Genomic DNA, 21,274 nt, shown 5'->3' with positions numbered 1-21,274 from the left:
GGGCGCCGCCCTTTTAACGCGTGATGCTGGAGTAGGAGCAAGACTTGGCGGTGCCCAGCACCGGGTCGCCGAAGACGGCGTTGGTGCATGGGGTGGAAGCGGTGGCCACGCGCGCAACGTACACACCCACGGCGCCGTAACGCACCGTGCGCGTGCCGCTGAACGCGCAGCTTGCGCCTTCGGCAGCGCAGGGCGTCCACGTCTCGACGGCGGGCGGGGTCGGCGTCGCTGCAGTGGCCGCGTACTGGCAGGTCTTCGCGACGTTCTGGATCGGGTCGCCGAACACGGCGTTGGTGCAAGCGATCGATCCGCTGGCCGTGCGCGTCGCATACACATTATTGGCGCCATAACGCACCTGGGCAGTACCGCTGAAGCTGCAGGTGCCGCCTTCGACGGCGCAGCTGGTCCAGCCGCCGCCGGCCGCGGGCGCGGCGCTGGCTTCATAGGCACCGATATCGAAGGCGCCGGACGCGGTCCGCGTTTCACCGGCGGCGACATGCTTGTACTGCGCCACCGGGGCCAGTGACAGGCCGCTCGCCGCCAGGCCGGGCGCCGACCCTGCATCGATCACCAGGACATTCGCGCTCGGGTGCAGGTCGTAGCCGGCGCGGTCGACAAAACCGGGAGCGATGGAACGGAAATTGGTGCGCTCGAGCGCCCCGGCTTGATTGCTCAGGGTGCCGGTGCCGGCAAAAATATTGTTTTGTATCAGGACGGGCCTGGTCACACCGGTACCGACCATGACGAAGGTGCCGCTGTTGGGATCGTCGTTGAGGAAGGTATTGTTGACCACATACAAATCCTGGGCCGGATTGCTGGCGCCCTCTTCCCCGTAGGCCAGCATGTTCGGGTTGGAATTGCCCGCCGGTTGCTCGATGACATTGCCGATCACGTAGCCGGTGCCGGCGTTCGGCAAATCGATCTCATAGCTCGGCTTGCCGCGGGCGGTGCTGCCGGTTTGCCCGTCGGGGGTGCTCGAAAAGCGGTTGTAGGCAACCGTGTTGACCCGGGCGCGCGACTTGAGGTTGTGGCCGACGTTGGCATCGTGCGAGTAATTTGCACGGAACGTCAGGCTCGCCACGTTGCCGATGTACACATTGTGGGTGTAACCGGTGCCGTACCCGTTGTGGCCGAACTCGTTGTTTTCAATGAGGATATTGCTGGCGGTATTGGCGCCGCTCAGGATGCCGTTTTCATTGTCATGGATAAAACTGCCGCGCAGCGTGAAGTGGGTGCCTTCCAGGCGCAGGGCGGCGCCGTTCTGGTCAGGCACCCGGGCGCCCAGCATTTCGACGTTTTCGATGGTGACGTTATTGCCTGTGACAACCCAGGTTCCCTTGCCTTGCGCGTTGGCGCCGGCGGCATCGATGCGCGGGCGGCCATTCACGCCGCGGATCGTCAGGTTGCTGGTGTTGATGGCGCAGACGTTGCCGGAATACGTGACGCCACCGGTGATCTCGATCACATCGTTGGGGGCCGATTGTGCGATCGCGGCGCACGGCGCGGCATAAGTTTTGCCGGGGCCGACGGCGAGCGTGGCCGGGAAAGCGGGGGCGGCGAACAGCATGGCCAGTATGGCAGCGGCACCTGTGTGCCGGGAGTGGATAGTCGTCATGGGGATCCGGTAGATGAGGGGTCAAAAAGTCTTGTCAAGAAAATTACTTAGTGGAAACCTATGTTCCGAATCTAAGGCGTTTCTTGCTTCCCGGGTGTAAGCAGATGTAACAAAATAGTGAATGTGAGCAGGCACTCGCGCCAGGACGCCCATGGGCACTGATTTTCTTGTGATCAATCATTCGAAAAAGAATTTTTGCAGAATGCCATAACGACATCGTGATCACACCAAAACTGATGCTTTTTTGCATAGAAAAAAAAGCAATATTATTTAAACGTTGCGTTCTCACAACGTCCAATTTGGTGCACGGGCCACAGATGCGTACTATCGTTTCTTTGCCATTCGGAGTCCATCGCGTGAACCAAGCAACTCCTCTCTTGCGTCAGGCCATCCTGCTCGCCTTGTACGGCGCCACCGCGCTGCCTGCCGTTACCATGGCCCAGGCCGGTACCAGCGCATCCGCCGACGTACCGAGCGTGACGGTGGTTGGTTCGCGCCGCACCGGCAACACCTCCGCCACCGAGACCCCGGTCCCGGTCGACATCATCCCGATGGGCCGCGCGGCCGAGCAAGGCGGCCAGTTCGACCTGGCCCAGACGCTGACCTACATCTCGCCGTCGTTCAATTCCACGCGCCAGACCGGCGCCGACGGGGCCGACCTGGTCGACTCGGCCGCCCTGCGCGGCCTCGGTTCGGACCAGACGCTGGTACTGGTCAACGGCAAGCGCCGTCACACCACCGCGCTGGTCAACCTGTTCGGTGCACGCAACCGCGGCAACACCGGCACCGACATGAACGCGATCCCGCTGCTGGCTATCAAAAACGTGCAGGTACTGCGTGACGGCGCCGCCGCCCAGTACGGCTCGGACGCCATCGCCGGCGTGATCAACATCGAATTGAAAAAAAGCCTGGGCTGCGAAGCGGTGCTCGGCGCCGGCCAGTACACGCAACACGATGGCAACAACTACCTGGCCTCGGCGTACTGCGGCGTGGCGGTGGGCGACGGCGTGGTCGGCATCACCGGCGAATACCTCGACCGGGGCCGCTCGAACCGCGCCGAAGAAGGCAATCCGCGTATCATCGGCGACACCAAGGCCAAGAACCAGACCCTGTACCTGAATGGCGAATGGAATGTCGGGCCCGGCAAGCTCTATGGGACGGCAGGCGTGCAGCAGCGCGATGCGTCGTCTGCCGCGTTTGCGCGCGGCGGCCTCGGTTCCGACGATATCCCGTCGCGCAATGCGGCCGCCATGTACCCGAACGGTTTTGTCCCCTTCATCAACGGCGACATCGAAGACCGCTACGCCACCGTCGGCTACCGCACCCTGATCGCCGGCTGGAACACCGACCTGTCGCAGACCTACGGCTACAACCGCATGGATTACACCATCGCGAACACGCTCAACGCTTCCATCGCGAATGCAGATTTGCTGAACGGCGGGCGCGGCGTCAGCGCCAACAGCTTCAATGCCGGCGGTTTCGCCTTCCGCCAGCTGACCACCAACGCCGACTTCAGCCGCTTTTATGACGGCATCCTCAATGGCATGAACGCCGCCTTCGGCTTCGAGTACCGCAACGAGAATTACCAGATCTTTTCCGGCGTGCCCGGTTCCTACATCGACGCCGACGGCGTAGGCGTGGGCGGCAACGCCGGCAGCCAGGGCTTCCCCGGCTTCCAGCCCGGCGACGCCACCGACCGCAGCCGCCACAGCACCGCGGCCTACATCGACCTCGAGACCGACGTCACCGAGCGCCTGAAGGTGCAGACGGCCGTGCGCTACGAGCGCTACTCCGATTTCGGCTCCACCACCACCGGCAAGATCGCCGCGGCCTACCGCCTCAATCCAGCCTTCCTGGTGCGCGGCTCGGCCAGCACGGGCTTTCGCGCGCCGTCGCTGCAGCAGGTGTATTTTTCCTCGACCTTCACGGATTTCGTCAGCGGCGTGCCACTCGATGTGGTGCTGGCGCCAAATGGCGGCAAGGTCGCCGCGGCTGCCGGCATCCCGCCTTTGAAGGAAGAGAAGTCGAAAAGTTTGACGTTCGGCGGCACCTGGAACCCGGTCCCGTCGACCTCCGTGACGGCCGACCTGTACCGCATCAATATCGACGACCGCATCGTGCTGTCGGGCCGTTTTGATGCCGACAACTACCCGGCGCTGGGCGCCACCCTGCAGGCGCTGGGCGTGGGCCAGGCCCAGTTTTTCGTCAACTCGATCGACACCCGCACGCAGGGCCTGGATCTGACTGCATCGAATCGCGCCAATCTCGGCGCCGGCAAGCTGACGACCTTTCTGGCGCTGAACTTCAGCAAGACCGAGGTCACCGGTGTGCATGCACCGAGCGCACTGGCCGGCTTCGAAGACGTGCTGCTGTCCGAGCGCGAGCGCCTGTTCATCGAGCAGGGCGGCCCGCGCCGCAAGGCCACGCTGGGTTTCGATTACACCCAGGGGCAGCTGGAGACGGATTTCAAGATCATCCACTTCGGCCCGCAAACGCTGGGCACGTTCTCCGGTTCACCGGTACCGAATGCGCACTACGAAGCGAAAACCTCGGCTGACCTGAGTTTTACGTGGGCGTTTTCGGAGAAGACCAAACTGACAGTCGGCGGGACGAATATCTTCAACGTCAAGCCAACGGTGCAGGATGCGAACGAGACGGACAATGGCTTTAAATATGACAGCGTGCAGTTTGGCCTGAACGGCGCGGCGTATTTTGCGCGGGTTTGGCATCGGTTCTGACCGCAGCGTTGCAAGCGTGGTATGGGCCCCGGCCTGCGCCGGGGTGACGGTTTTTAATGTGTTGGCCTTAAAACGTCACCCTCGCGCAGGCGAGGGCCCATACCATTTAGACCGAAGTGGGGAATGTGACGCGCACGAGCAGCCCGCCTAATCTCTCCGACGCATCGAGCGCCAGCTTCGCCCCATGCCGCTCCGCGATCGCCCGAATGATCGCCAGCCCCAGCCCGCTGCCGGCCGCTTCGCTGCCGGCAATCCGATAGAAGCGGTCGAACACGCGCTCGCGCTCCTCGGCCGCAATCCCCGGCCCGCTGTCTTCCACCGTCAGCACCGCCGCACCGTTGGCGACATGCACCGCAACGTCGACGGTGCCGCCGGCCGGCGTATACTTGACCGCGTTATCGACCAGGTTGCGCATCAAAATCGACAGCGCACTGCCCTGCCCCAGCACGCGCGCTTCATCGGCATGCTGCACGCCCAGATCGACTCCCTTGGCCTGCGCCACGCCCACCATCTCACCGACGGTGCGGCGCGCGAGATCGGCCAGGTCGACCGGCGCCGGCGCCGCGCCTTCGGAGGCCCCGGCTTCCTGGCGCGCCAGCACCAGCAATTGTTCCACCAGGCGCGTGGCGCGCTCGATGCCGGCCGTGATGCGGCCCATGGCGACCTTGCGCGCATCAATGCCGTCAGCCCGCTCCAGGCTCAGGACCTGGAGTTTCAGCGCCGCCAGCGGCGTGCGCAATTCATGCGCGGCGTCGGCAACAAAATTCTGCTGCGCGTCGAACGCCGTGCGCACGCGCCCGAACAGCAAATTGAGTTCCTGCACCAACGGGCGCACCTCGTCCGGCAGGCGCGCTTCCGACACCGGCGACAGGTCGTCGGCCTGGCGCGAGGCCACCTGCTTCCTCACGCGCGCGACCGGCTTCAGCGAATCGCTGACCACCCACCACACCACCAGCATCAGGATCGGCATCATCACCGCAATCGGCGCGAGCGTGCGCAGGGCCAGGCTGCCGGCCATATTGCGCCGCACCGCCATGTCCTGCGCCACCTGCAGGGTTTGATTATTGGCCTGGATTGAGAACACGCGGTAGGTGGTGCCGTTCGCCTTCACGTTGGAAAAGCCCAGCACCGCGCGCTGCGGCAGCAGGGCCCGCGAAACGCTGCGGAACATGCGCACGCCATCGGGCGACCAGACTTGCACCACCAGGTCGTCGTTACCGGGATCGATGGGCGTACTGGTATCGACCGGGGCATTGGCGGCCGTGAGGGGCGTGGTCGAACGCAGCGACAGCGCCATCTGCTGCATGTAATAGTCGAAGATCTGGTCGGCGTCGTGCAGCGCGGTGCGGTAGGCGATGGTCGACTGCGCCACGGCGGCAATCGTGATGGCCGCCAGCAGGAACCACAGCAGGCGGCCGCGCAGCGAGTGCGTGACCCTGACTCTCACTTCGGCACCATGTAGCCCACGCCGCGCACGTTTTGAATCAGGTCGCTGCCGAGCTTTTTGCGCAGGCCGTGGATATAGACTTCCACCGCATTGCTGCTCACTTCATCGCGCCAGCTATACAATTTTTCTTCCAGCTGGGGACGCGACAGCACGGCGCCAGGCCGCGCCACCAGCGCCTCCAGCACCGCCCATTCGCGCGCCGACAGCGACACCGACGCGCCATCGACCAGCACTTCGCGCGTGGCCGGGTTGATCGAGATGTTCTTGTATTCGAAGATCGGCTCGGCGCGCCCGGCCGCACGGCGCAGCAAGGCGCGCAGGCGCGCCAGCAGTTCGTCGAGGTCGTAGGGTTTCAGGACGTAATCGTCGGCGCCCGCGTCCAGCCCGGCGATGCGCTGCGCCACCGAGTCGCGCGCGGTGGCAATCAGGACCGGGGTGCGGTCCTTGCGCGCGCGCATGGCGCGCAGCACGTCGAGGCCATCTTTACGGGGCAGGCCCAGGTCGAGCAGCACCAGGTCGTAGTGCTGCGATTGCAGCAGCGCCGTGTCGGCCATTTCGCCGTCCTTGACCCAGTCCACCGCGTAGTGCTCGGCCCTGAGCAGGTCGAGCACCACTTCGCCGATCATCGTGTCGTCTTCCACCAGCAGCAGGCGCATTGTGTTCCTTTGTTTAACCGATCCGCACCGGGATAAAGATTCTGTCACCTCCGCGCTGGATCAGCAAGGCCACCGATTTGCCGGCCTTGCCCACCATCTCGCGGACCTGCTCGACCGTGGTCACGGCGCGGCCATTCACCGACAGCAGCACATCGCCCGGCTGCACCCCGGCCGTTGCCGCCGCACCGCCGGCATCCTCGATCACCAGACCGGATGCAATGCCGGACTGGCGCCGTTCCATCGCGTCGAGCGGACGCAGGGCCAGGCCCAGCTTGGCGCTGTTGTTGACGTCGGCCACGCTGGCTTTTTCGCTCGGCGCCGCCTTGTCGCTGGCGTTGCCCAGGACAGCATTGAAGCGCACGATCTTGCCTTCACGCCAGACGTCGAGCGCGACCTTGTCGCCCGGTTTGGCGGTCGAGAGCATTGCCGGCAGATCGTTGGACGAGACGATCGTCTGGCCATTTGCCTTGCGTACCACGTCGCCTGGCTTCAGGCCGGCCTTGTCGGCGGCGCCATTCTTCTCCACGTTCAGCACCAGCGCACCTTCCGGCGATTCAAGTTTGAACGAGTCAGCAAAACCCTGGTTTACTTCCTGCACCATCACGCCCAGCTTGGCATGCTGCACCTTGCCGGTGGCGACGATCTGGTCCTTGATGCGGGCGGCGACGTCGATCGGGATCGCGAACGACAAGCCCTGGTAACCGCCGGTCTGGCTGTAGATTTGCGAGTTGATGCCCACCACTTCGCCACGCGTGTTGAACAGCGGCCCACCCGAGTTACCAGGGTTGACGGCCACGTCGGTCTGGATGAACGGCACGCCGTCATCACCGAGCGAGCGGCCCTTGGCGCTGACCACGCCTGCGGTGACAGTGCTGTCGAGGCCATACGGCGAACCGATGGCCAGCACCCATTCACCCACGGCGAGCGCCTTGGAATTGCCGACCGCGACCACGGGCAGGTTTTTGGCCTCGATCTTGAGAACGGCCACGTCGGTCTTCGGATCGGATCCGAGTACCTTGGCTTTGAATTCGCGGCGGTCCTGCAACTTCACAGTGACCTCGTTCGCGTCGCGCACCACGTGGGCGTTGGTAAGGATGACGCCGTCCGGGCTCATGATGAATCCGGAACCAGCGCCAAAAACGGGTGTCCCTTGCTGGCCGCGGGGATTCTGCGGGCCTTGAAAGCGACGGAAAAATTCAAAAAATGGATCGTCTTCGTCCAGCTCCTGGCCGTTCGGCGCACGCACATTGGCGCCGGCACGGCTGGTGCCGACCACGCGGATATTCACGACGGCCGGGCCATTGTGGGCGACGATCTGGGTAAAGTCGGGCAGCGCCATGGGTTGCTGCGTACCCGGGGCGACGGTGGTCGCCGGCGGCGTGGTGGTCGGGGCGACAGGCGCTGCCCGCACCACGGTTTCGGCCGATACGGCATTGTTATGATTGACCGCGATCGCACCAACAGCGCCGCCGATGACGCCTGCCGCGCACAGGGCAACCGTCAAGCCTTTTGCCGTGATACCGTGAACTACGTTAGCCATTGTTGTACTCCTGATGGAAAGGGGGATTCGATGAAGGTATCTTGCGCTGTGCTTCTTAAAACCTGCTTAATGGTTGCGCCAGGTGGTGGCGCAACAACAGTTTTTCAGCCACCGCGCAGATACAAAAAAGGCGCCCCAACCACGGGCGCCCTTCTCACTTCAGTTTACCGGCTCAGGCAGCCTGGCGCTGCTCCAGCGCCTGCACATTCTCGCCACCGTCGATGACGATGCGGCGTGGCTTGAGTGCTTCCGGCACTTCACGCACCAGGTCGATGGTCAGCATGCCGTTGTCGAACGAGGCCGTGGTGACCTTGACGTGGTTGGCCAGCTGAAAGCGCTGTTCAAAGTCGCGTGCGGCAATTCCGCGGTGCAGGAAGGTGCGCTGGGTTTCGTCCTTCTGCTTGCGGCCGGTGACCTGCAGCGAATCGCGCTCGGCGACGATCTCCACTTCAGAACGGTCGAAACCGGCGATCGCCATCACGATGCGATACTTGTCTTCGCTGACAAGTTCAATGTTGTACGGTGGGTAGCTCGGCTGCGCATCGGCGCGTTGCTCGAGCAGACTGGCCAGGCGGTCGAAACCGATGGCGGAACGATACAGGGGGGTGAGGTCATAAGTCGTACGCATGATAAATATCCTTGAGTGAGTTAAGCGATAGATTGACGGACCTCCGTGGAGCATCCGTTGAATCCAATCTAATGCCGGCGCCAGCGAATTCAAGGCTGACAAAACACGGTTTTGAGGCTAAAAAAACGAACTTTCTTTGCACTACAAACCGACACATTCGCCCCCATGGCTGCGTGCTAAACTCGTTCGATTACTCTTGCCCACACCACAGAATTCGACGATGACTGCTTCCATGTTTGTACGCCGTAGCGCCCTTGCCCTCGCCTTTGCCGCACTTTTTTCCAGCACCTCCCAGGCCGCCGTGCCCGCGGTTGGCGCTGCGCCCTACCCCGGCACCATCGTCCTGAACGTCGACGCCACCGACCTGCGCCAGCAGATTTTCCGCGTGCGCATGAGCATCCCCGTGCAAGCCGGTCCGCTCACGCTGCTGTACCCGCAATGGCTGCCGGGCAACCACGGTCCCAGCGGTCCGCTGACCCAGCTGGCCGGCCTGAAACTGTCGGCCGGCGGCAAGCCGGTGGTGTGGACGCGCGACCCGGTCGACGTGTTCGCGTTTCACATGGCTATCCCGGCCGGCGCGACCACGCTGGAGGCCGAATACCAGTACCTGTCGCCGCTCGACACTGCCCAGGGCCGCATCACCATGACGGACGACATCCTCGGCGTGCAGTGGGCCTCGATGACCTTGTACCCGGCCGGCTACAACAGCCGCCGCATTACCGTGCAGCCGAACCTGGTGCTGCCCGCCGGCTGGCAATTCGGCACCGCGCTGGAAACTGATAAACAGGATGGCGCCAACATCCGCTTCAAGCCGCTCGACCTGGACACACTGATCGACTCGCCCCTGTTCGCCGGCCGCTACTTCAAGCGCATCGACCTCAATCCCGGCGCGAAAGTGCCGGTGATGCTCAACATCGTCGCCGACAGCGCCGACCAGCTGGAAGCGACGCCCGAGCAAATCGGCCTGCACCGCGCCATGGTCCAGCAAGCGCTCAAACTGTACGGTTCGCAGCACTACCAGCATTACGACTTCCTGTTCGCCATCTCGGACGAATTCGGCGGCATCGGCCGCGAGCACCACCAGTCCAGCGAAAACGGCGTGAAGCCGGGTTACTTCATCGACTGGAAAAAGAACGAAGCGGGCCGCGGCCTGCTGCCGCACGAATACACGCACTCGTGGAACGGCAAGTTCCGGCGCCCGGCCGGCCAGGACGTACCGAACCTGAACACGCCGCTGCAAAACAGCCTGCTGTGGGTCTACGAAGGCCAGACCCAATACTGGGGCGACGTGCTGGCCGCCCGTTCCGGCCTGATTTCCCCGAGCGCAACGCGCGACCTGCTCGCGGCCACCGCGGCGCGCTTCGACAATGTGCGCGGCCGCTCATGGCGCGCCGTGCAGGACACGGTCAACGACCCGATCATCAACGGCCGCCGCCCGCTAGGCTGGGGCAACTGGCAGCGCAGCGAAGATTATTACAGCGAAGGCAGCCTGATCTGGCTGGACGTCGACACCCGCATCCGCGAGCTGTCCAACGAGCGCCGTTCGCTGGACGATTTTGCCAAAGCCTTCTACAGCGTCAACGATGGCAGTTTTACCCCGGCCCACTACACGTTCGAGGACGTCGTCGCCGCCCTCAATCAAGTGCAGCCATACGACTGGGCCAGTTTTCTGCGCACCCGCGTGGAAGACATCGCGCCCAACGCCCCGCTCGACGGCCTGGCGCGCGCCGGCTGGAAACTGGTCTACACCGACACCCCGAGCGACGCCTCGAAAAGTGCCGATGAGCGCAACAAGACCACCGACTTCAGCTACTCGCTCGGCTTTGCCGTCAAGGCCGATGGCGCCATCACCAGCGTGACCTGGGACGGCGTCGGCTTCCAGGCCGGCCTGGCCGCCAACACCAGCATCGTGGCGGTCAACAACCGCGCCTGGAAACCGGAGCTGTTAAAAGCCGCCGTCAAGGAAGCGAAAACAGGCACGGCGCCGGTCACGCTGCTGGTTAAAAAAGGCAATGTGTTCCGCACGGTTGCGCTGGACTACCATGGCGGCCTGCGATACCCGCACCTGGAACGCATCCCGGGCACGCGCGACCGCCTCGAGCCCATCCTGCAAGCGAAGAAATAAGTTAAGCTAGCGCCATGACTACCGATACCGATATCCAGCTGAGTGGACCGTTCAAGGCCAGCGACAGCACCGGCCGTTCCCACGACGTCAAAGGCATCCGCATTTTCGACGAGGGTTACGGGATTATTGATGTGTACGTGGATTTTGCAGCACCGGTCGATGGCGGCCTGTACAAGGACACTGTCCTGGCCAAAGCCGTCATCGACCAGTTGCGCAAGCTGGGCTACAAGGGGCCCGATTTCGGCCCGAGCGATCCCGGACTGCAAGAGCGTAAATTGATCGTGCTGGAGGCACCGGAGGAGTTTGCGCCGTTTGCCAAAAGCAAAGGATGGAAGAATCTCGCCGAAGAGTTCGACGACGAGTAATTTTCAGCAATGCAGCCAAAGCCCGGTTCTCCGGGCTTTTTTTTGATGGGCCACCAATGCGCAACTACTTCCTGTTCGGCTTGTTCGCCATGTCGTTCTCCGCCCACGCGGCGGAACACTGGCTGCTCACCGTCAATCGCTGGGGCAATCCATCGTCGATGACGATGTCCCTCGACGAGCATGCCGGCCAGCTCTCCGGCACGCTCGACGGCGACCGCCTGACCGGCACGCGCAGCGGCACCGACATCGCCTTCGCCGTCGTCGACCAGCAAGGCAATCAGTACGCCTACCAGGGGCGCGTCGATGGCGCGGCGATGCAAGGCAGTGCGGACTTCCCGGACACCAACAACAGCGCCGCCCGCGCGCGCCATGCGTTCAGTGCGCGCCGCCTGCCCGAGCGCATGTCAGGCCAGGCGCAACTGCACGAATTCGTTCCCACCGATTATGCAAACGAATTTAGCGCTACCCGCGCGCCCGTGCTGACGATCTGGCCCGGCGACAGCGTCCACACCAGCACCGTCGATTCCGGCGGCGTCGATGACAAGGGCGTCACGCGCGCCCTGTACGGCAATCCTCAGACCGGACCGTTTTACGTGATGGGCGCGCAAGCGGGCGACACGCTGGTCATCCAGTTGCGCCGCCTGCGCCTGAACCGCAACTACGCCGACAGCCTCGACGCCCTGGTCGGGCGCGCGCAATCGACCGGCGTTGCGGCCAACGCGACGGCGCTGGGCAAACCGGTGCGCTGGAAACTCGATCTGGCGCAGGGCCTGGCCTGGCCCGAACAGGCCGGCCCGAATCTGCGCCAGCTGCGCATCCCGGTGCGCCCGATGCTCGGCGGCCTGGCGCTGGCGCCCCAGGACGGCCCGCCCATGTCGACCGGCGACACCGGCCGCACGGGCGGCAATATGGATTTCAACGAAGTCATTGAAGGCAACACGGTGTACCTGCCGGTGCAGCAGCCCGGCGCCCTGCTGTACCTGGGCGACGCCCATGCCCTCCAGGGTGACGGCGAAACCTCGCAATATGCGCTCGAAACGTCGATGGATGTCACGTTTTCGGTCGAACTGGTGAAGGGAAAAGCCATCGGCATGCCGCGCGTGGCGTCACCCACCCAGATCATGACGCTGGGCCAGGCCGGCTCGCTCGACGATGCCCTGCGCAGCGCCACGGCGGGCATGGTGCAGTGGCTGCAGCAAGACTATGGCCTGACGCTGTCGGAAGCTGCGATCGTGCTGGGCAGCGCAGTGCGCTATTCGGTAGCGAACCTGGCAGGGCGCAGCGTCGGCGTGGCCGCAAAGCTGGACAAGCGCCTGCTCGCGCGCTAGCGCGTAGTGCCTCGCACCAGCGACAAATAGGCCCCCATTGGGGGCCAGAAATACGGATAAAAAATTGCCAAATTTCAGTACTTGGCATAGTCTTGTTTCTTTTAGTAAAAGAACAATGAAACCACTTGTCTTGTTTCTATGCGCCGCCAGCCTGTCCTTGTCCAGCATGGCGGCCGCGCCGCCGTTCCAGGTCACCAGCCTGGCACGGGACTTCGTCGACGTCTGGGACGCCACGCAAGGCCTGCCGTCCGCTGAGCGTGTAAGCCGCTTCAAGCAAACGGTGGCGCTCGGTTTTCCAGCGTTTTATGGCATTGCGCGTTACCAGGGCAAGCGCACGCAGGCCGGGCAGGATGCGCGCATTGCGCAGGCGCTGGAAGAGTTCGGCCCGCAACGCGCCGCGTATCTGGCGACAGTGACGCAATTCGACGCCGACCTGCCGCGTTACAGCGCCAGCTTTCAGGCGGCCTTCCCGGATTTTGTGCCGATCCCCACTTATTTCCTGCATTCGCTGGGAGAAATGGATGGCGGCACGCGCGAGTTCGCGGGCGTCCCCGTCGTGGTGTTTGGCGCCGACATGATGACGCGCCTGCATACCGGCCACGATCAAGGTGCACTGTTTCATCATGAGCTGTTCCATACCTACCACCGGCTGGCGTCCGTCGAATGTCCGCAAGCGGGGATGTGGCAGCCCTTGTGGCGGGAAGGCCTGGCGGTGCATGTGTCGCAGGTGCTCAATCCGCGTGCCACCGAGCAGGAGATGCTGCTCGACTTTCCCGCCGGGTCGCTGGCGCTGACCAAGACCCAGTTGCCGGCGGCGTGGGCGCAGCTGGCGCGCGTGCTGGACGACGGCGACGAAGCCCTCTACGGTCCGCTCTTTTCAACTAGCAAGGATGATTCAGATCTGCCGCCGCGGCGCGGTTACTACCTGGGTTACCTGGTCGCGCGTGAACTCGGCAAGACGCGCGACATCCATGCGCTGGCCGCGCTTGATTGCGGCGCGGCGCACCGGCTGGTGGTCGAGACCGTGCAGGCATTGCGCCGTGCCAGCGTGAGCGTGGCAGCGACGCCGTGATGCCGTGACGGTCAATCTGCTGGTGCTGTTTGCGGCACTGTTGCACGCAAGCTGGAATGCGCTGCTGCATGGCACGCGCGACCGTTTCCTGGCCATGACCTGGATGAGCATGGCAATCGCCGCCATCGCCACGCTGTGCATCGTGCTGGGCGCGCCCGCTCCCACTGCGGCGGCGTGGCCCTGCATCATCGCGTCGGGCCTGATCCATATCGTCTACAACTGCTGCCTGGTGTGGTCGTACCGGATCGGCGATTTTTCGCGTGCGTATCCGATTGCGCGCGGCACGTCGCCACTGCTGGTCACGCTCGGCGCCCTGCTTACCGTACAGGAAACGATTACGCCGCTACGCGTGGCCGGCGTCGTCATGGTGTCCAGCGGCATCATCGTGCTCGCGGTCCAGCGCGGCAAGGTCTCGCGCAAGAGCGCGCTCGCGGCGTTGACGACGGGCGCCGTGATTGCGCTCTACACCGTGGTCGATGGACTGGGCGTGCGCTGGTCGGACGGCCGCCCGCTGGCGTACACGCCGTGGATGTTTGCCGCTTACTGGCTGATGGTGCCGGTGTTTCTGGTCACGCGCGGCCGCGGCGCCATGCACATGCTGACGCAAGCGTCGTGGTCGTCGGCCAGGACGGCATGCGTCGGCGGCCTGATCTCGGTGCTCGCGTATGGCATCGTGATCTGGGCGATGCAGGCCGCGCCAATGGGCGCCGTCTCGGCGCTGCGCGAAACCAGCGTCGTCTTTGCCGTGCTGATCGCGCGCGTGGGCCTGCGCGAATCGGTCAGCAGCAAGACCTGGCTGGCATGCCTGGTGATTGCGGTTGGCGCCATCTGCCTGGCGCTGCAGGAAGCTTGACGGCTGCAGGCAGGCAACTCCCGCCTGCTTGGCGCAGCGCCTGAAATTGCGCCACTGCGGAGCGGCTCAAGCATTCATCGGTTTCGTGGCGTTTGACGGGATCGTTGGCGTTGACTGTCACGCGCAGCAGGCGGGCGATGTGGTCCATGGCCAGCATGTGGTCCTGTTGCATCGCGTCCTGAAAATTTCGACCTGCCGCTGGCGCTGACGACGCCGGCCTTCCGGTGCCACGACGATTCGAAGCCGGCCAGCACCCACATCGCCGCCTGCATGGCCGCGCGGCGCGGGGCCGGACCGGTCCAGGGGCCGAGCACGCCGGCCATGCTGGCGTAGACACCGTTGGCGGGATTGGTCGCAAAGATCGCGTCGGGCGCCGGCTTGCCCCATGCGACCAGTTCTTCTTCAAGGAATCGACCCGGTGGAATGCCGCGGTTTTTGACCTGTTTCTTCGTTGCGAAAAAGATCCCGTTGTGCTGGTTGAGATCAGCATTGCTCGATCACAGGTACGGTCCGGCTTTGAACTAAATAGTATAAAACATACTCGCCAGCGAACGGGGGATTTTCTACTGCTGTCGTACTGCTTTTTCGGCAAAGGACGTAATGCAATTTAGCAACTATAATCAGTGACAGCTTGTGTCAGCCTCCGGGCTGAAAAATCATTCACATCGTACAAGGAAGGGGTTCACCGTGGCAGCAAACACTGACGAAATCAAGCGGCGCGAGAGCGCTGCACGCACCGCCATCGAACGCGCGTTCGGGACGCCAGCCGGCGAAGATAGTATCGATTGTTTCATCGAACACCATCTGGAAGAACTCGATGGCGCATATTGGCGCGCACATGCCGGTGTCGACCAGCCGGACGGCGCCCGCGTGCTGGCCATGCTGCAATTGAAGTCGCACTGGAGCAGCGATACCGAGGACGGCATGGATGTTTTCGATTTCACGCTGCCGGGTGACGTGACCGCCTATGTTGTCAGCGTGCGTTTCGATGCCAAGGGCGACGTATCGGACGTGTCGATGGAGAGTTAGCCGAACGTTGGCCGCCGTTGTGTCTGACGATTTTTTCGAACTAGTTGCGGTTTCGTGCGAGGCCACGCGCTACAAGACACGCTAACTGCAAACGAGATCACGCTCACGTCGACAGACGGCTCTCGTCATGACTGATGTGGCAATGAGGTACGCACAGTAAGGCTTGAAGCCGGCGGCACCGTGGCGTTTACCATGTTGGCCGGTGTGACCAGTTCGGGCATGAAGATGCTGCCAACGGCCTGTCGCGACGCCGACCCGCGTACCGCAGCTTAGTATTGGCATTTCTTCCCAACCAGCAATCGATATGACAGAATCGAGCGATATACGGTTTCTCCTCACGATCCAGGACAGCGGCAGTCTTGCTGCGGCATCGCGCAAGCTGGGCGTGTCACCGTCCGCTGTGACGCAACGCTTGCAGCATCTGGAAAAAAATCTGGCGATCCGCCTGCTTGACCGCACCGCGCGCAAGCTGCGCTTTACCGAAGAGGGGCTGTTGTTGTGCCAGCGTGGCCGCGGACTGCTGCAACAATTCGACACGCTGTTCGAGGATCTGCACGAACGCAGCAGCGGCCTGGTCGGCACCTTGAAAATCAATGCGCCGCTCGGCTTCGGGCGCCGGTATGTGGCGCCGGCCGTGACTGCTTTCCAGCAGCAGCATCCCCATATCACGGTCGCATTGACACTATCGGACACGCCGATGATCGAAACAGTGGATCGCTTCGACATCGTCGTGCATATCGGTGAGTTGCAAACATCCAACCTGGTCGGGTTTTCGATTGCCCCCAATGCCCGCTTCGTCTGCGCGGCGCCATCGCTCATCAAGCGCTTCGGCATGCCGGCGAGCCCAGCCGACCTCGCACATCTACCCTGTATTGTGCTGGCGGAAAATAACGAAGACGTCTCGCTCTGGACTTTCAGCAAAGGAAAAACGCGCCGCAGCATGCGCGTTGCCTCCAGCCTGAGTTGCAACGATGGCGACGTGATTCGGCAATGGGCGTGCGAGGGACAGGGCGTGATTCTGCGTTCCGAATGGGATGTTGCCGACGACCTGCGCTCGGGTCGACTGATCAGGCTCCTGCCAACGTGGAAAACGCCGGACGCCGACGTCATCGCGCTGACCCACAACCGTACCGGCCTGCCGGCACGGACCCGCCATTTCATGGAATTTTTGCAAGGCAGGTTCAAGCCGACACCACCATGGCGCACGTAATCCGCCCGCGTCCGCCATTCCGATGATTCAGTTTTATTGAATCTAAGAGTGAATTTGGCTTAACCACTGCGGGGCGCTGTACCCCCTATAATCGATTCACTTGATGACTTCGATATTGAAAGGGCCCCTGCCTTGGAACATGCCACCATGACACTTGACCAACTCGACACGCCTGCCGCGGTTATCGATGTGGCGAAGATGACGCGCAATATCGCCAGCATGCAGGCACGCATGCGCGCACTTGGCGTACACTTTCGCCCCCACGTCAAAACCACCAAATGCATTGACGTCGTGCGTGCCCAGATCGCGGCCGGCGCAGTCGGCATTACAGTATCGACGTTAAAAGAAGCGGAAGAATTTTTCGCTGCAGGCGTCGTGGATATTCTCTACGCGGTCGGCATCGACCCCACCAAATTGCCGCGGGCAGCGAAGCTGAAACGGGCGGGCTGCAAGCTCAAGCTGGTGGTGGACAATCCGTACGCCGCCACCGCCGTCGCAGAATTTTCTAGAGCCGAGCAGGTGGCGTTCGAGATCTGGATCGAGGTGGACACAGACGGCCACCGGTCCGGCATCAAACCGGACGAAGACACGCTGCTTGAAGTCGCCAATATCCTTCGGCAAGCCGGCATCGAGGTAGGCGGTGTCATGACACACGCCGGCTCCAGCTACGAACTCGATACGCCGGACGCGCTGGTGGCGCTGGCCGAGCAGGAGCGGGCCGGATGTGTGCGCGCGGCACAGCGGCTGCGCGCTGTCGGGATAGCTTGCCCGGGTGTCAGCGTCGGTTCGACGCCCACAGCCCTGGCGGCACGCAAGCTCGATGGCGTGACCGAAGTGCGGGCCGGCGTCTATGTGCTATTCGACCTGGTCATGCATAACGTAGGGGTGTGCACGTTCGACGAGATTGCCTTGAGCGTCGTTACCACCGTCATCGGACATCAGGCCGACAGAGGATGGGTGATCGTCGACGCAGGCTGGATGGCAATGAGCCGCGACCGTGGCACGTCGAAACAGGCGCATGATTTTGGCTACGGGCAGGTGTGTACCGTGGACGGCGTTCCGCTTCCCGGCTATATCGTGAGCGGCGCAAACCAGGAACATGGGATCGTCTCGCGGGCAGATCTGCCGGCAGCGGCGCCAGCGCCGACGCACGACATGCTGACGCTGTTCCCGATCGGAACGAAGCTCAGGATCCTGCCGAATCATGCCTGTGCAACGGGCGCGCAATTCCCGGCATACCATGCGCTGTCAGAGCATGGGGACCTTTCTGTCTGGAGACGCTTTCATGGATGGTGAATGCAAGGCAAGCGCCCTCGCGCCTCCGGGCGGCCACTACAGCCATGTCGTCGTCGCAAACGGTTTTGTGTTCGTTTCGGGCCAGTTGCCAATTACCGCTACCGGAGAGAAACTGGTCCAAGCCGATTTCGACGAGCAGGCCAGGCAGGTGCTGTCCAATGTCCAGCACGCGCTGGCGGCCGCGGGCGTCGGTATTGCGCAACTGGTGCAGATTCGCGTCTACCTCGACGATATCGAAAACTGGCCCCGGTTCAATGAAATCTACGGTGCCTGGGCCGGAGAGACGCGACCGGCGCGCGCAATCATTCCAACCGGGCCCTTGCATTTCGGATTGAAAATCGAAATCGAAGCAACGGCTGTGAACCATGCTGGTAAACAGTGAAGTAGAGCCATCCGTCAAGACAGTTTATTCAAGCGCCTTGACCCGGATCGACGCCAGCAATCCTTTCCGGCCCTGAACTGTTCGTCGCCTTCAGCGGAATGAACGGCGCGCAGTCGATCCCGACCTGCATGTGCATGATGTTGACGCTCATTTCCGCGGTCACAATCTGGGTTTGATTATCTCGAGCTGTCTGGGCCGCGCAGCGATCGCTTGCCCAGCAGGGCCCTGCTATTTTCCGGGCAATAGATCTGTGCAACGCCCAGGCTGCCGATGGCGGCCCGCGCGGCGGCGCTGAGGCCCTGTACTGCGAATCGGCCACGCAGCTTGACCTCGCAGTTTTCCTGGGCAGGGTCGGTTGATTGCAAGGTCCAGCCAGGTTCCGGGCCATCGTGCAAAAACAGCACGGCGTCAGCCGCCGCCAGTTCGCCTACCTCGCCGATAGTATGCATTTGCAGGTAAGCGGCACTGCAAACGAGCACGCGCGCGAGATCGCCCAGGTGGCGTACCACCAGCCGCTCATCGCGCACCGCACCGAGCCGGAATGCGAGGTCGATCGCGCGATCATGCAGGTCGTCGAAGGCATATTCCAGCGACATGGAAATTTTCAGTTCCGGGTAGCGCGCCAGCACCTGCGGAATAAAGTGTTCAGACAGCAGCGCGCCGAATTCCGGCGAGGCGGCCAGTCGGACAGTGCCCCGGACCTGGGTCTTTTGGTCCTGCATGTCCTCGACCAATTGGCCAAGATCGGCAAGGATGGATTCTGCGCGGGCGAACAATGACTTGCCTTCCTGGGTCAGCATCATCCGGCGCCCGTTGCGCTCAAACAAGCGAACCTGCAAGCGTCTTTCCAGCGCTGCAAGCTGCTTGCTGACGGCCGACTTCGCGATTCCGGTCTTTGCGGAAATACAGGAAAAAGGAGACCACGGCGAGTTGATCGCGCTGGATCTGGACAATCCAGCTTCGATCACTGCTGCGGTGAAAGGTATCGAGGCACGTCATGGATCATTGGACGTCCTGGTAAACAACGCCGCCATCATGCTCGATGGTGGCTGGGTGAGCAACACCACCATCACGATTGACGCCGCCACCCTGAAGCGTACGTTTGAAACCAACTTTTTCGGGACGGTCGCCCTGACCCAGGCGCTCTGGCCGCTGCTGGTCAAATCCGGGCATGCCAACGTGGTCAATGTAAGCAGCCGGATGGGCTCAAACACCTACCACGCCGATCCGAGTGGTCCGTTGGTCGGCGTTAAACCGTTTGCTTATGATGCTAGCAAAGCGGCACTGAATGCGCTGACCACCCACCTCGCGGAGCTGGGTCAGCCGTTGGGTATCCAGGTCAACAGTGCCTATCCTGGATGGGTTCGCACTGAGCTCGGCACCGAATATGCCGAACTGTCTGTGGAAGAAGGCGTAAACACCATCGTTGATTTGGCAATGTTGCCGCCGAATAGTCGAAGCGGCAAGTTTGAACATGCCGGTTCAGAAGTACCCTGGTAATAAGGGCATCGGGAGCGGTGCAACACCGCTCTTGCGGCGACCGCGCAGGGTGTTTTGCAGCCGGTTCGACCAACTGACGGCTTTTCGGGATGCCCGTACAACCGGAAAAACACGGCCTTGCCGTTCGCTATGCAAAGCAAAGGCGTCGTGGATAGCAAGGCCGATCATTTCGGTCGTCATGACGGCGGCGACGGCATCGCGGTCGAGCAAAAGCAGTTGGGCCTCGCTGGGCATTGGAAGTCTGCGGTAAAAGTGACCAGGAAGCTCAGCGGTGGCGGATATCGGCCAACTGTGGCTGAGCGATTCGCAGGAAATCGTCAGTGGAGAGGACGATCGATGCATCCAGCCGCCCCGCGTTAAAAGCAATTTCGCGATAGCGCGTGAAGAGCTCGGGGTCCGCTACCAGTTCCAGGCCCGGATGGAACGAGAACGGTGGAATGGCCCCTGGTACGCAACCGGTCAACGCATCGATCTCCCTCGGGCTCATCAAACTGGCCCGCTTCGCTCGGCAATAGAGGGCGAGTGCGCCCAAGTCAAGCTGGCGATCGGCAGCCAATACGGCCAGTACATACTTGGCTGGCGCATCGGGAACCTTGAGCTTGCAGGCCATTGCCTTGGCACCCTGGCCGACTTCGGTACCACGGATACGCGCAACCTCTTCCGATTTGCCGGCAGCGGGATGTTCGATGACCCGGTAGCGGGCCCCTCCGGCGGTGAGCAGTTCGACCAGTTTGCCAAACACTGGTGCAGGGCCGACGCTGGGCCGATTCGATGATTCAGTCATAAACATGCGGTATGGAGAATTGGTGGTTCGGTCGGTCGCAGCAGTGCATCGAGCTCGGATTCGAGTTGCAGATGTGAATCGACGACGCGGTAGGCACCGCGGAACCGATAGCCTTCCAGAAGGTCGCTGCGCAATACGATGCAGCGCAACCCAGCGGCGCTTGCCGCGGCCAGCCCGCGCGGCGTATCCTCTACAGCAATGCACTCGTCGGCATGTAAGCCGAGCTTGTGCAGCGCATGCAGGTAAGCGTCGGGATGCGGTTTTGGTCGCAGGCCATCGGTCCGGGCGAAGATGTGCCCAATATGATTCAGGGCCTCGCCCGCGCGGTGGGCCAGTGCCACGTGCTCCGCGAACGACGCGGTGACGATGCTCATCGCTACACGCTGCGCCAGGCGGGAAAGCATCGCCTCCACGCCCGCAAAACACAGCTGCCCGGCGTCCGACAACAGGTGTGCGTAACAGTTGTCGCGTGCCGTCCGCACTTCAGCGATCTGCACTTCACCGTAGCCGCGTCCACGCAGGACATGCCATGCGCCACGGTTGTCCTCAAGGTACCAGGCAACATACTGTTCTCGCGTCAATGCCACGCCGTGGGGCGCCAGGACACGACAGTTGGCTTCGAAAAACAGGCGCTCGGTATCGCACAGCACCCCATCGTTATCCCACAGGATCGCCTTGATCATGGCAGACCGGCGCCTGCGCGAAC

At 62.7% G+C, this 21,274-nt stretch carries 22 protein-coding genes; 12 read left to right on the top strand and 10 right to left on the bottom strand.

All coding sequences use genetic code 11. From position 1 onward, the window contains the following. Positions 1–13: 13 nt before the first annotated feature. On the bottom strand, positions 14–1,615 hold the full coding sequence (locus V6M87_RS00330; protein ID WP_332847725.1) for a right-handed parallel beta-helix repeat-containing protein: 1,602 nt from the start codon (positions 1,613–1,615) through the stop codon (positions 14–16). Positions 1,616–2,049: 434 nt separating this feature from the next. Here V6M87_RS00330 and V6M87_RS00325 point away from each other — a divergent pair, with 434 nt between their 5' ends. Then, positions 2,050–4,353, top strand: a complete 2,304-nt coding sequence (locus V6M87_RS00325; RefSeq protein ID WP_332847982.1) for a TonB-dependent receptor plug domain-containing protein — start codon at positions 2,050–2,052, stop codon at positions 4,351–4,353. A gap of 106 nt (positions 4,354–4,459) precedes the next feature. On the opposite strand, the gene V6M87_RS00320 is transcribed toward V6M87_RS00325, so the two are convergent. From V6M87_RS00320 to V6M87_RS00305, 4 genes are all read right to left on the bottom strand, one after another. Then, positions 4,460–5,800 carry an ATP-binding protein gene (locus tag V6M87_RS00320; RefSeq protein WP_332847724.1) on the bottom strand — a complete coding sequence of 447 codons (1,341 nt, stop codon included), beginning with the start codon at positions 5,798–5,800 and terminating at the stop codon, positions 4,460–4,462. After that, positions 5,797–6,456 carry a response regulator transcription factor gene (locus tag V6M87_RS00315; protein WP_332847723.1) on the bottom strand — a complete coding sequence of 220 codons (660 nt, stop codon included), beginning with the start codon at positions 6,454–6,456 and terminating at the stop codon, positions 5,797–5,799. The genes V6M87_RS00320 and V6M87_RS00315 overlap by 4 nt, the downstream gene beginning before the upstream one ends. Positions 6,457–6,469: 13 nt before the next feature. Further along, positions 6,470–7,996 (bottom strand): Do family serine endopeptidase, encoded by a 1,527-nt coding sequence (locus V6M87_RS00310; protein ID WP_332847722.1) that lies wholly within the window; start codon positions 7,994–7,996, stop codon positions 6,470–6,472. Between the two features lie 172 nt (positions 7,997–8,168). After that, the gene (locus tag V6M87_RS00305; protein WP_332847721.1) at positions 8,169–8,624 is read right to left on the bottom strand and encodes an Hsp20 family protein; all 456 of its coding nucleotides are present in this window, start codon (positions 8,622–8,624) and stop codon (positions 8,169–8,171) included. Positions 8,625–8,856: 232 nt separating this feature from the next. Here V6M87_RS00305 and V6M87_RS00300 point away from each other — a divergent pair, with 232 nt between their 5' ends. The 10 genes from V6M87_RS00300 to V6M87_RS00255 all read left to right on the top strand — a co-directional run bounded on the left by V6M87_RS00300 (position 8,857) and on the right by V6M87_RS00255 (position 18,284). After that, entirely contained in the window at positions 8,857–10,749 is a 1,893-nt protein-coding gene (locus tag V6M87_RS00300; RefSeq protein ID WP_332847720.1) for a M61 family metallopeptidase, read from the top strand. A gap of 14 nt (positions 10,750–10,763) precedes the next feature. Then, the gene (locus tag V6M87_RS00295) at positions 10,764–11,114 is read left to right on the top strand and encodes a hypothetical protein (RefSeq protein ID WP_332847719.1); all 351 of its coding nucleotides are present in this window, start codon (positions 10,764–10,766) and stop codon (positions 11,112–11,114) included. Between the two features lie 56 nt (positions 11,115–11,170). Further along, the gene (locus tag V6M87_RS00290) at positions 11,171–12,442 is read left to right on the top strand and encodes an acetamidase/formamidase family protein (protein WP_332847718.1); all 1,272 of its coding nucleotides are present in this window, start codon (positions 11,171–11,173) and stop codon (positions 12,440–12,442) included. Between the two features lie 115 nt (positions 12,443–12,557). After that, the gene (locus V6M87_RS00285; RefSeq protein WP_332847717.1) at positions 12,558–13,514 is read left to right on the top strand and encodes a hypothetical protein; all 957 of its coding nucleotides are present in this window, start codon (positions 12,558–12,560) and stop codon (positions 13,512–13,514) included. Between the two features lie 4 nt (positions 13,515–13,518). Beyond that, the gene (locus V6M87_RS00280) at positions 13,519–14,367 is read left to right on the top strand and encodes a DMT family transporter (RefSeq protein WP_332847716.1); all 849 of its coding nucleotides are present in this window, start codon (positions 13,519–13,521) and stop codon (positions 14,365–14,367) included. Between the two features lie 28 nt (positions 14,368–14,395). Then, a complete protein-coding gene (locus tag V6M87_RS00275) occupies positions 14,396–14,575 on the top strand; it encodes a hypothetical protein (RefSeq protein ID WP_332847715.1) in 180 nt (59 codons plus the stop codon). 479 nt (positions 14,576–15,054) lie between these two features. After that, positions 15,055–15,396: a DUF2004 domain-containing protein gene (locus V6M87_RS00270; protein WP_332847714.1), complete on the top strand. Its 342-nt coding sequence runs from the start codon at positions 15,055–15,057 to the stop codon at positions 15,394–15,396. A gap of 304 nt (positions 15,397–15,700) precedes the next feature. Then, positions 15,701–16,606: a LysR family transcriptional regulator gene (locus tag V6M87_RS00265; protein WP_332847713.1), complete on the top strand. Its 906-nt coding sequence runs from the start codon at positions 15,701–15,703 to the stop codon at positions 16,604–16,606. Positions 16,607–16,753: 147 nt separating this feature from the next. Further along, positions 16,754–17,902 carry a DSD1 family PLP-dependent enzyme gene (locus V6M87_RS00260; protein WP_332847712.1) on the top strand — a complete coding sequence of 383 codons (1,149 nt, stop codon included), beginning with the start codon at positions 16,754–16,756 and terminating at the stop codon, positions 17,900–17,902. Continuing rightward, a complete protein-coding gene (locus tag V6M87_RS00255; RefSeq protein ID WP_442920537.1) occupies positions 17,862–18,284 on the top strand; it encodes a RidA family protein in 423 nt (140 codons plus the stop codon). The genes V6M87_RS00260 and V6M87_RS00255 overlap by 41 nt, the downstream gene beginning before the upstream one ends. Positions 18,285–18,312: 28 nt before the next feature. On the opposite strand, the gene V6M87_RS00250 is transcribed toward V6M87_RS00255, so the two are convergent. Both V6M87_RS00250 and V6M87_RS00245 read right to left on the bottom strand, forming a co-directional pair. Next, positions 18,313–18,435, bottom strand: coding sequence for a hypothetical protein (locus V6M87_RS00250; protein ID WP_332847711.1), 123 nt, complete (start codon positions 18,433–18,435; stop codon positions 18,313–18,315). A gap of 25 nt (positions 18,436–18,460) precedes the next feature. Beyond that, positions 18,461–19,252, bottom strand: coding sequence for a LysR family transcriptional regulator (locus V6M87_RS00245; RefSeq protein ID WP_332847710.1), 792 nt, complete (start codon positions 19,250–19,252; stop codon positions 18,461–18,463). Here V6M87_RS00245 and V6M87_RS00240 point away from each other — a divergent pair. Beyond that, complete coding sequence (locus tag V6M87_RS00240) at positions 19,149–19,784, top strand: SDR family NAD(P)-dependent oxidoreductase (RefSeq protein WP_332847709.1); 636 nt, start codon at positions 19,149–19,151, stop codon at positions 19,782–19,784. The genes V6M87_RS00245 and V6M87_RS00240 overlap by 104 nt on opposite strands. Here the strand turns inward: V6M87_RS00240 and V6M87_RS00235 are convergent. Genes V6M87_RS00235 through V6M87_RS00225 form a run of 3 tightly spaced genes read right to left on the bottom strand, consistent with a single transcriptional unit; the run spans position 19,767 to position 21,251 of the window. Beyond that, positions 19,767–20,018 (bottom strand): hypothetical protein, encoded by a 252-nt coding sequence (locus V6M87_RS00235; protein ID WP_332847708.1) that lies wholly within the window; start codon positions 20,016–20,018, stop codon positions 19,767–19,769. The two genes, V6M87_RS00240 and V6M87_RS00235, sit on opposite strands and share 18 nt — an antisense overlap. A 31-nt stretch (positions 20,019–20,049) precedes the next feature. Then, positions 20,050–20,568, bottom strand: coding sequence for a YbaK/prolyl-tRNA synthetase associated domain-containing protein (locus tag V6M87_RS00230; protein WP_332847980.1), 519 nt, complete (start codon positions 20,566–20,568; stop codon positions 20,050–20,052). After that, a complete protein-coding gene (locus V6M87_RS00225; protein ID WP_332847707.1) occupies positions 20,565–21,251 on the bottom strand; it encodes an HAD family hydrolase in 687 nt (228 codons plus the stop codon). Before V6M87_RS00225 ends, V6M87_RS00230 begins: the two co-directional genes overlap by 4 nt. Positions 21,252–21,274 lie beyond the last annotated feature (23 nt).

The organism is Massilia sp. S19_KUP03_FR1, assembly GCF_036688685.1.
Lineage (GTDB): Bacteria > Pseudomonadota > Gammaproteobacteria > Burkholderiales > Burkholderiaceae_D > JALYUM01.
This window is presented reverse-complemented; position numbering and strand designations above follow the sequence as displayed.

Bases quoted from the DNA above. Each gene is read 5' to 3' on its own strand.
- V6M87_RS00295 (WP_332847719.1), top strand. From the start codon at position 10,764: ATGACTACCGATACCGATATCCAGCTGAGTGGACCGTTCAAGGCCAGC.
- V6M87_RS00265 (WP_332847713.1), top strand. From the start codon at position 15,701: ATGACAGAATCGAGCGATATACGGTTTCTCCTCACGATCCAGGACAGC.
- V6M87_RS00290 (WP_332847718.1), top strand. From the start codon at position 11,171: ATGCGCAACTACTTCCTGTTCGGCTTGTTCGCCATGTCGTTCTCCGCC.
- V6M87_RS00260 (WP_332847712.1), top strand. From the start codon at position 16,754: ATGACACTTGACCAACTCGACACGCCTGCCGCGGTTATCGATGTGGCG.
- V6M87_RS00300 (WP_332847720.1), top strand. From the start codon at position 8,857: ATGTTTGTACGCCGTAGCGCCCTTGCCCTCGCCTTTGCCGCACTTTTT.
- V6M87_RS00305 (WP_332847721.1), bottom strand. From the start codon at position 8,624: ATGCGTACGACTTATGACCTCACCCCCCTGTATCGTTCCGCCATCGGT.
- V6M87_RS00285 (WP_332847717.1), top strand. From the start codon at position 12,558: ATGAAACCACTTGTCTTGTTTCTATGCGCCGCCAGCCTGTCCTTGTCC.
- V6M87_RS00315 (WP_332847723.1), bottom strand. From the start codon at position 6,456: ATGCGCCTGCTGCTGGTGGAAGACGACACGATGATCGGCGAAGTGGTG.
- V6M87_RS00250 (WP_332847711.1), bottom strand. From the start codon at position 18,435: ATGAGCGTCAACATCATGCACATGCAGGTCGGGATCGACTGCGCGCCG.
- V6M87_RS00230 (WP_332847980.1), bottom strand. From the start codon at position 20,568: ATGACTGAATCATCGAATCGGCCCAGCGTCGGCCCTGCACCAGTGTTT.
- V6M87_RS00255 (WP_442920537.1), top strand. From the start codon at position 17,862: ATGGGGACCTTTCTGTCTGGAGACGCTTTCATGGATGGTGAATGCAAG.
- V6M87_RS00225 (WP_332847707.1), bottom strand. From the start codon at position 21,251: ATGATCAAGGCGATCCTGTGGGATAACGATGGGGTGCTGTGCGATACC.
- V6M87_RS00325 (WP_332847982.1), top strand. From the start codon at position 2,050: ATGGCCCAGGCCGGTACCAGCGCATCCGCCGACGTACCGAGCGTGACG.
- V6M87_RS00330 (WP_332847725.1), bottom strand. From the start codon at position 1,615: ATGACGACTATCCACTCCCGGCACACAGGTGCCGCTGCCATACTGGCC.
- V6M87_RS00310 (WP_332847722.1), bottom strand. From the start codon at position 7,996: ATGGCTAACGTAGTTCACGGTATCACGGCAAAAGGCTTGACGGTTGCC.
- V6M87_RS00235 (WP_332847708.1), bottom strand. From the start codon at position 20,018: ATGCCCAGCGAGGCCCAACTGCTTTTGCTCGACCGCGATGCCGTCGCC.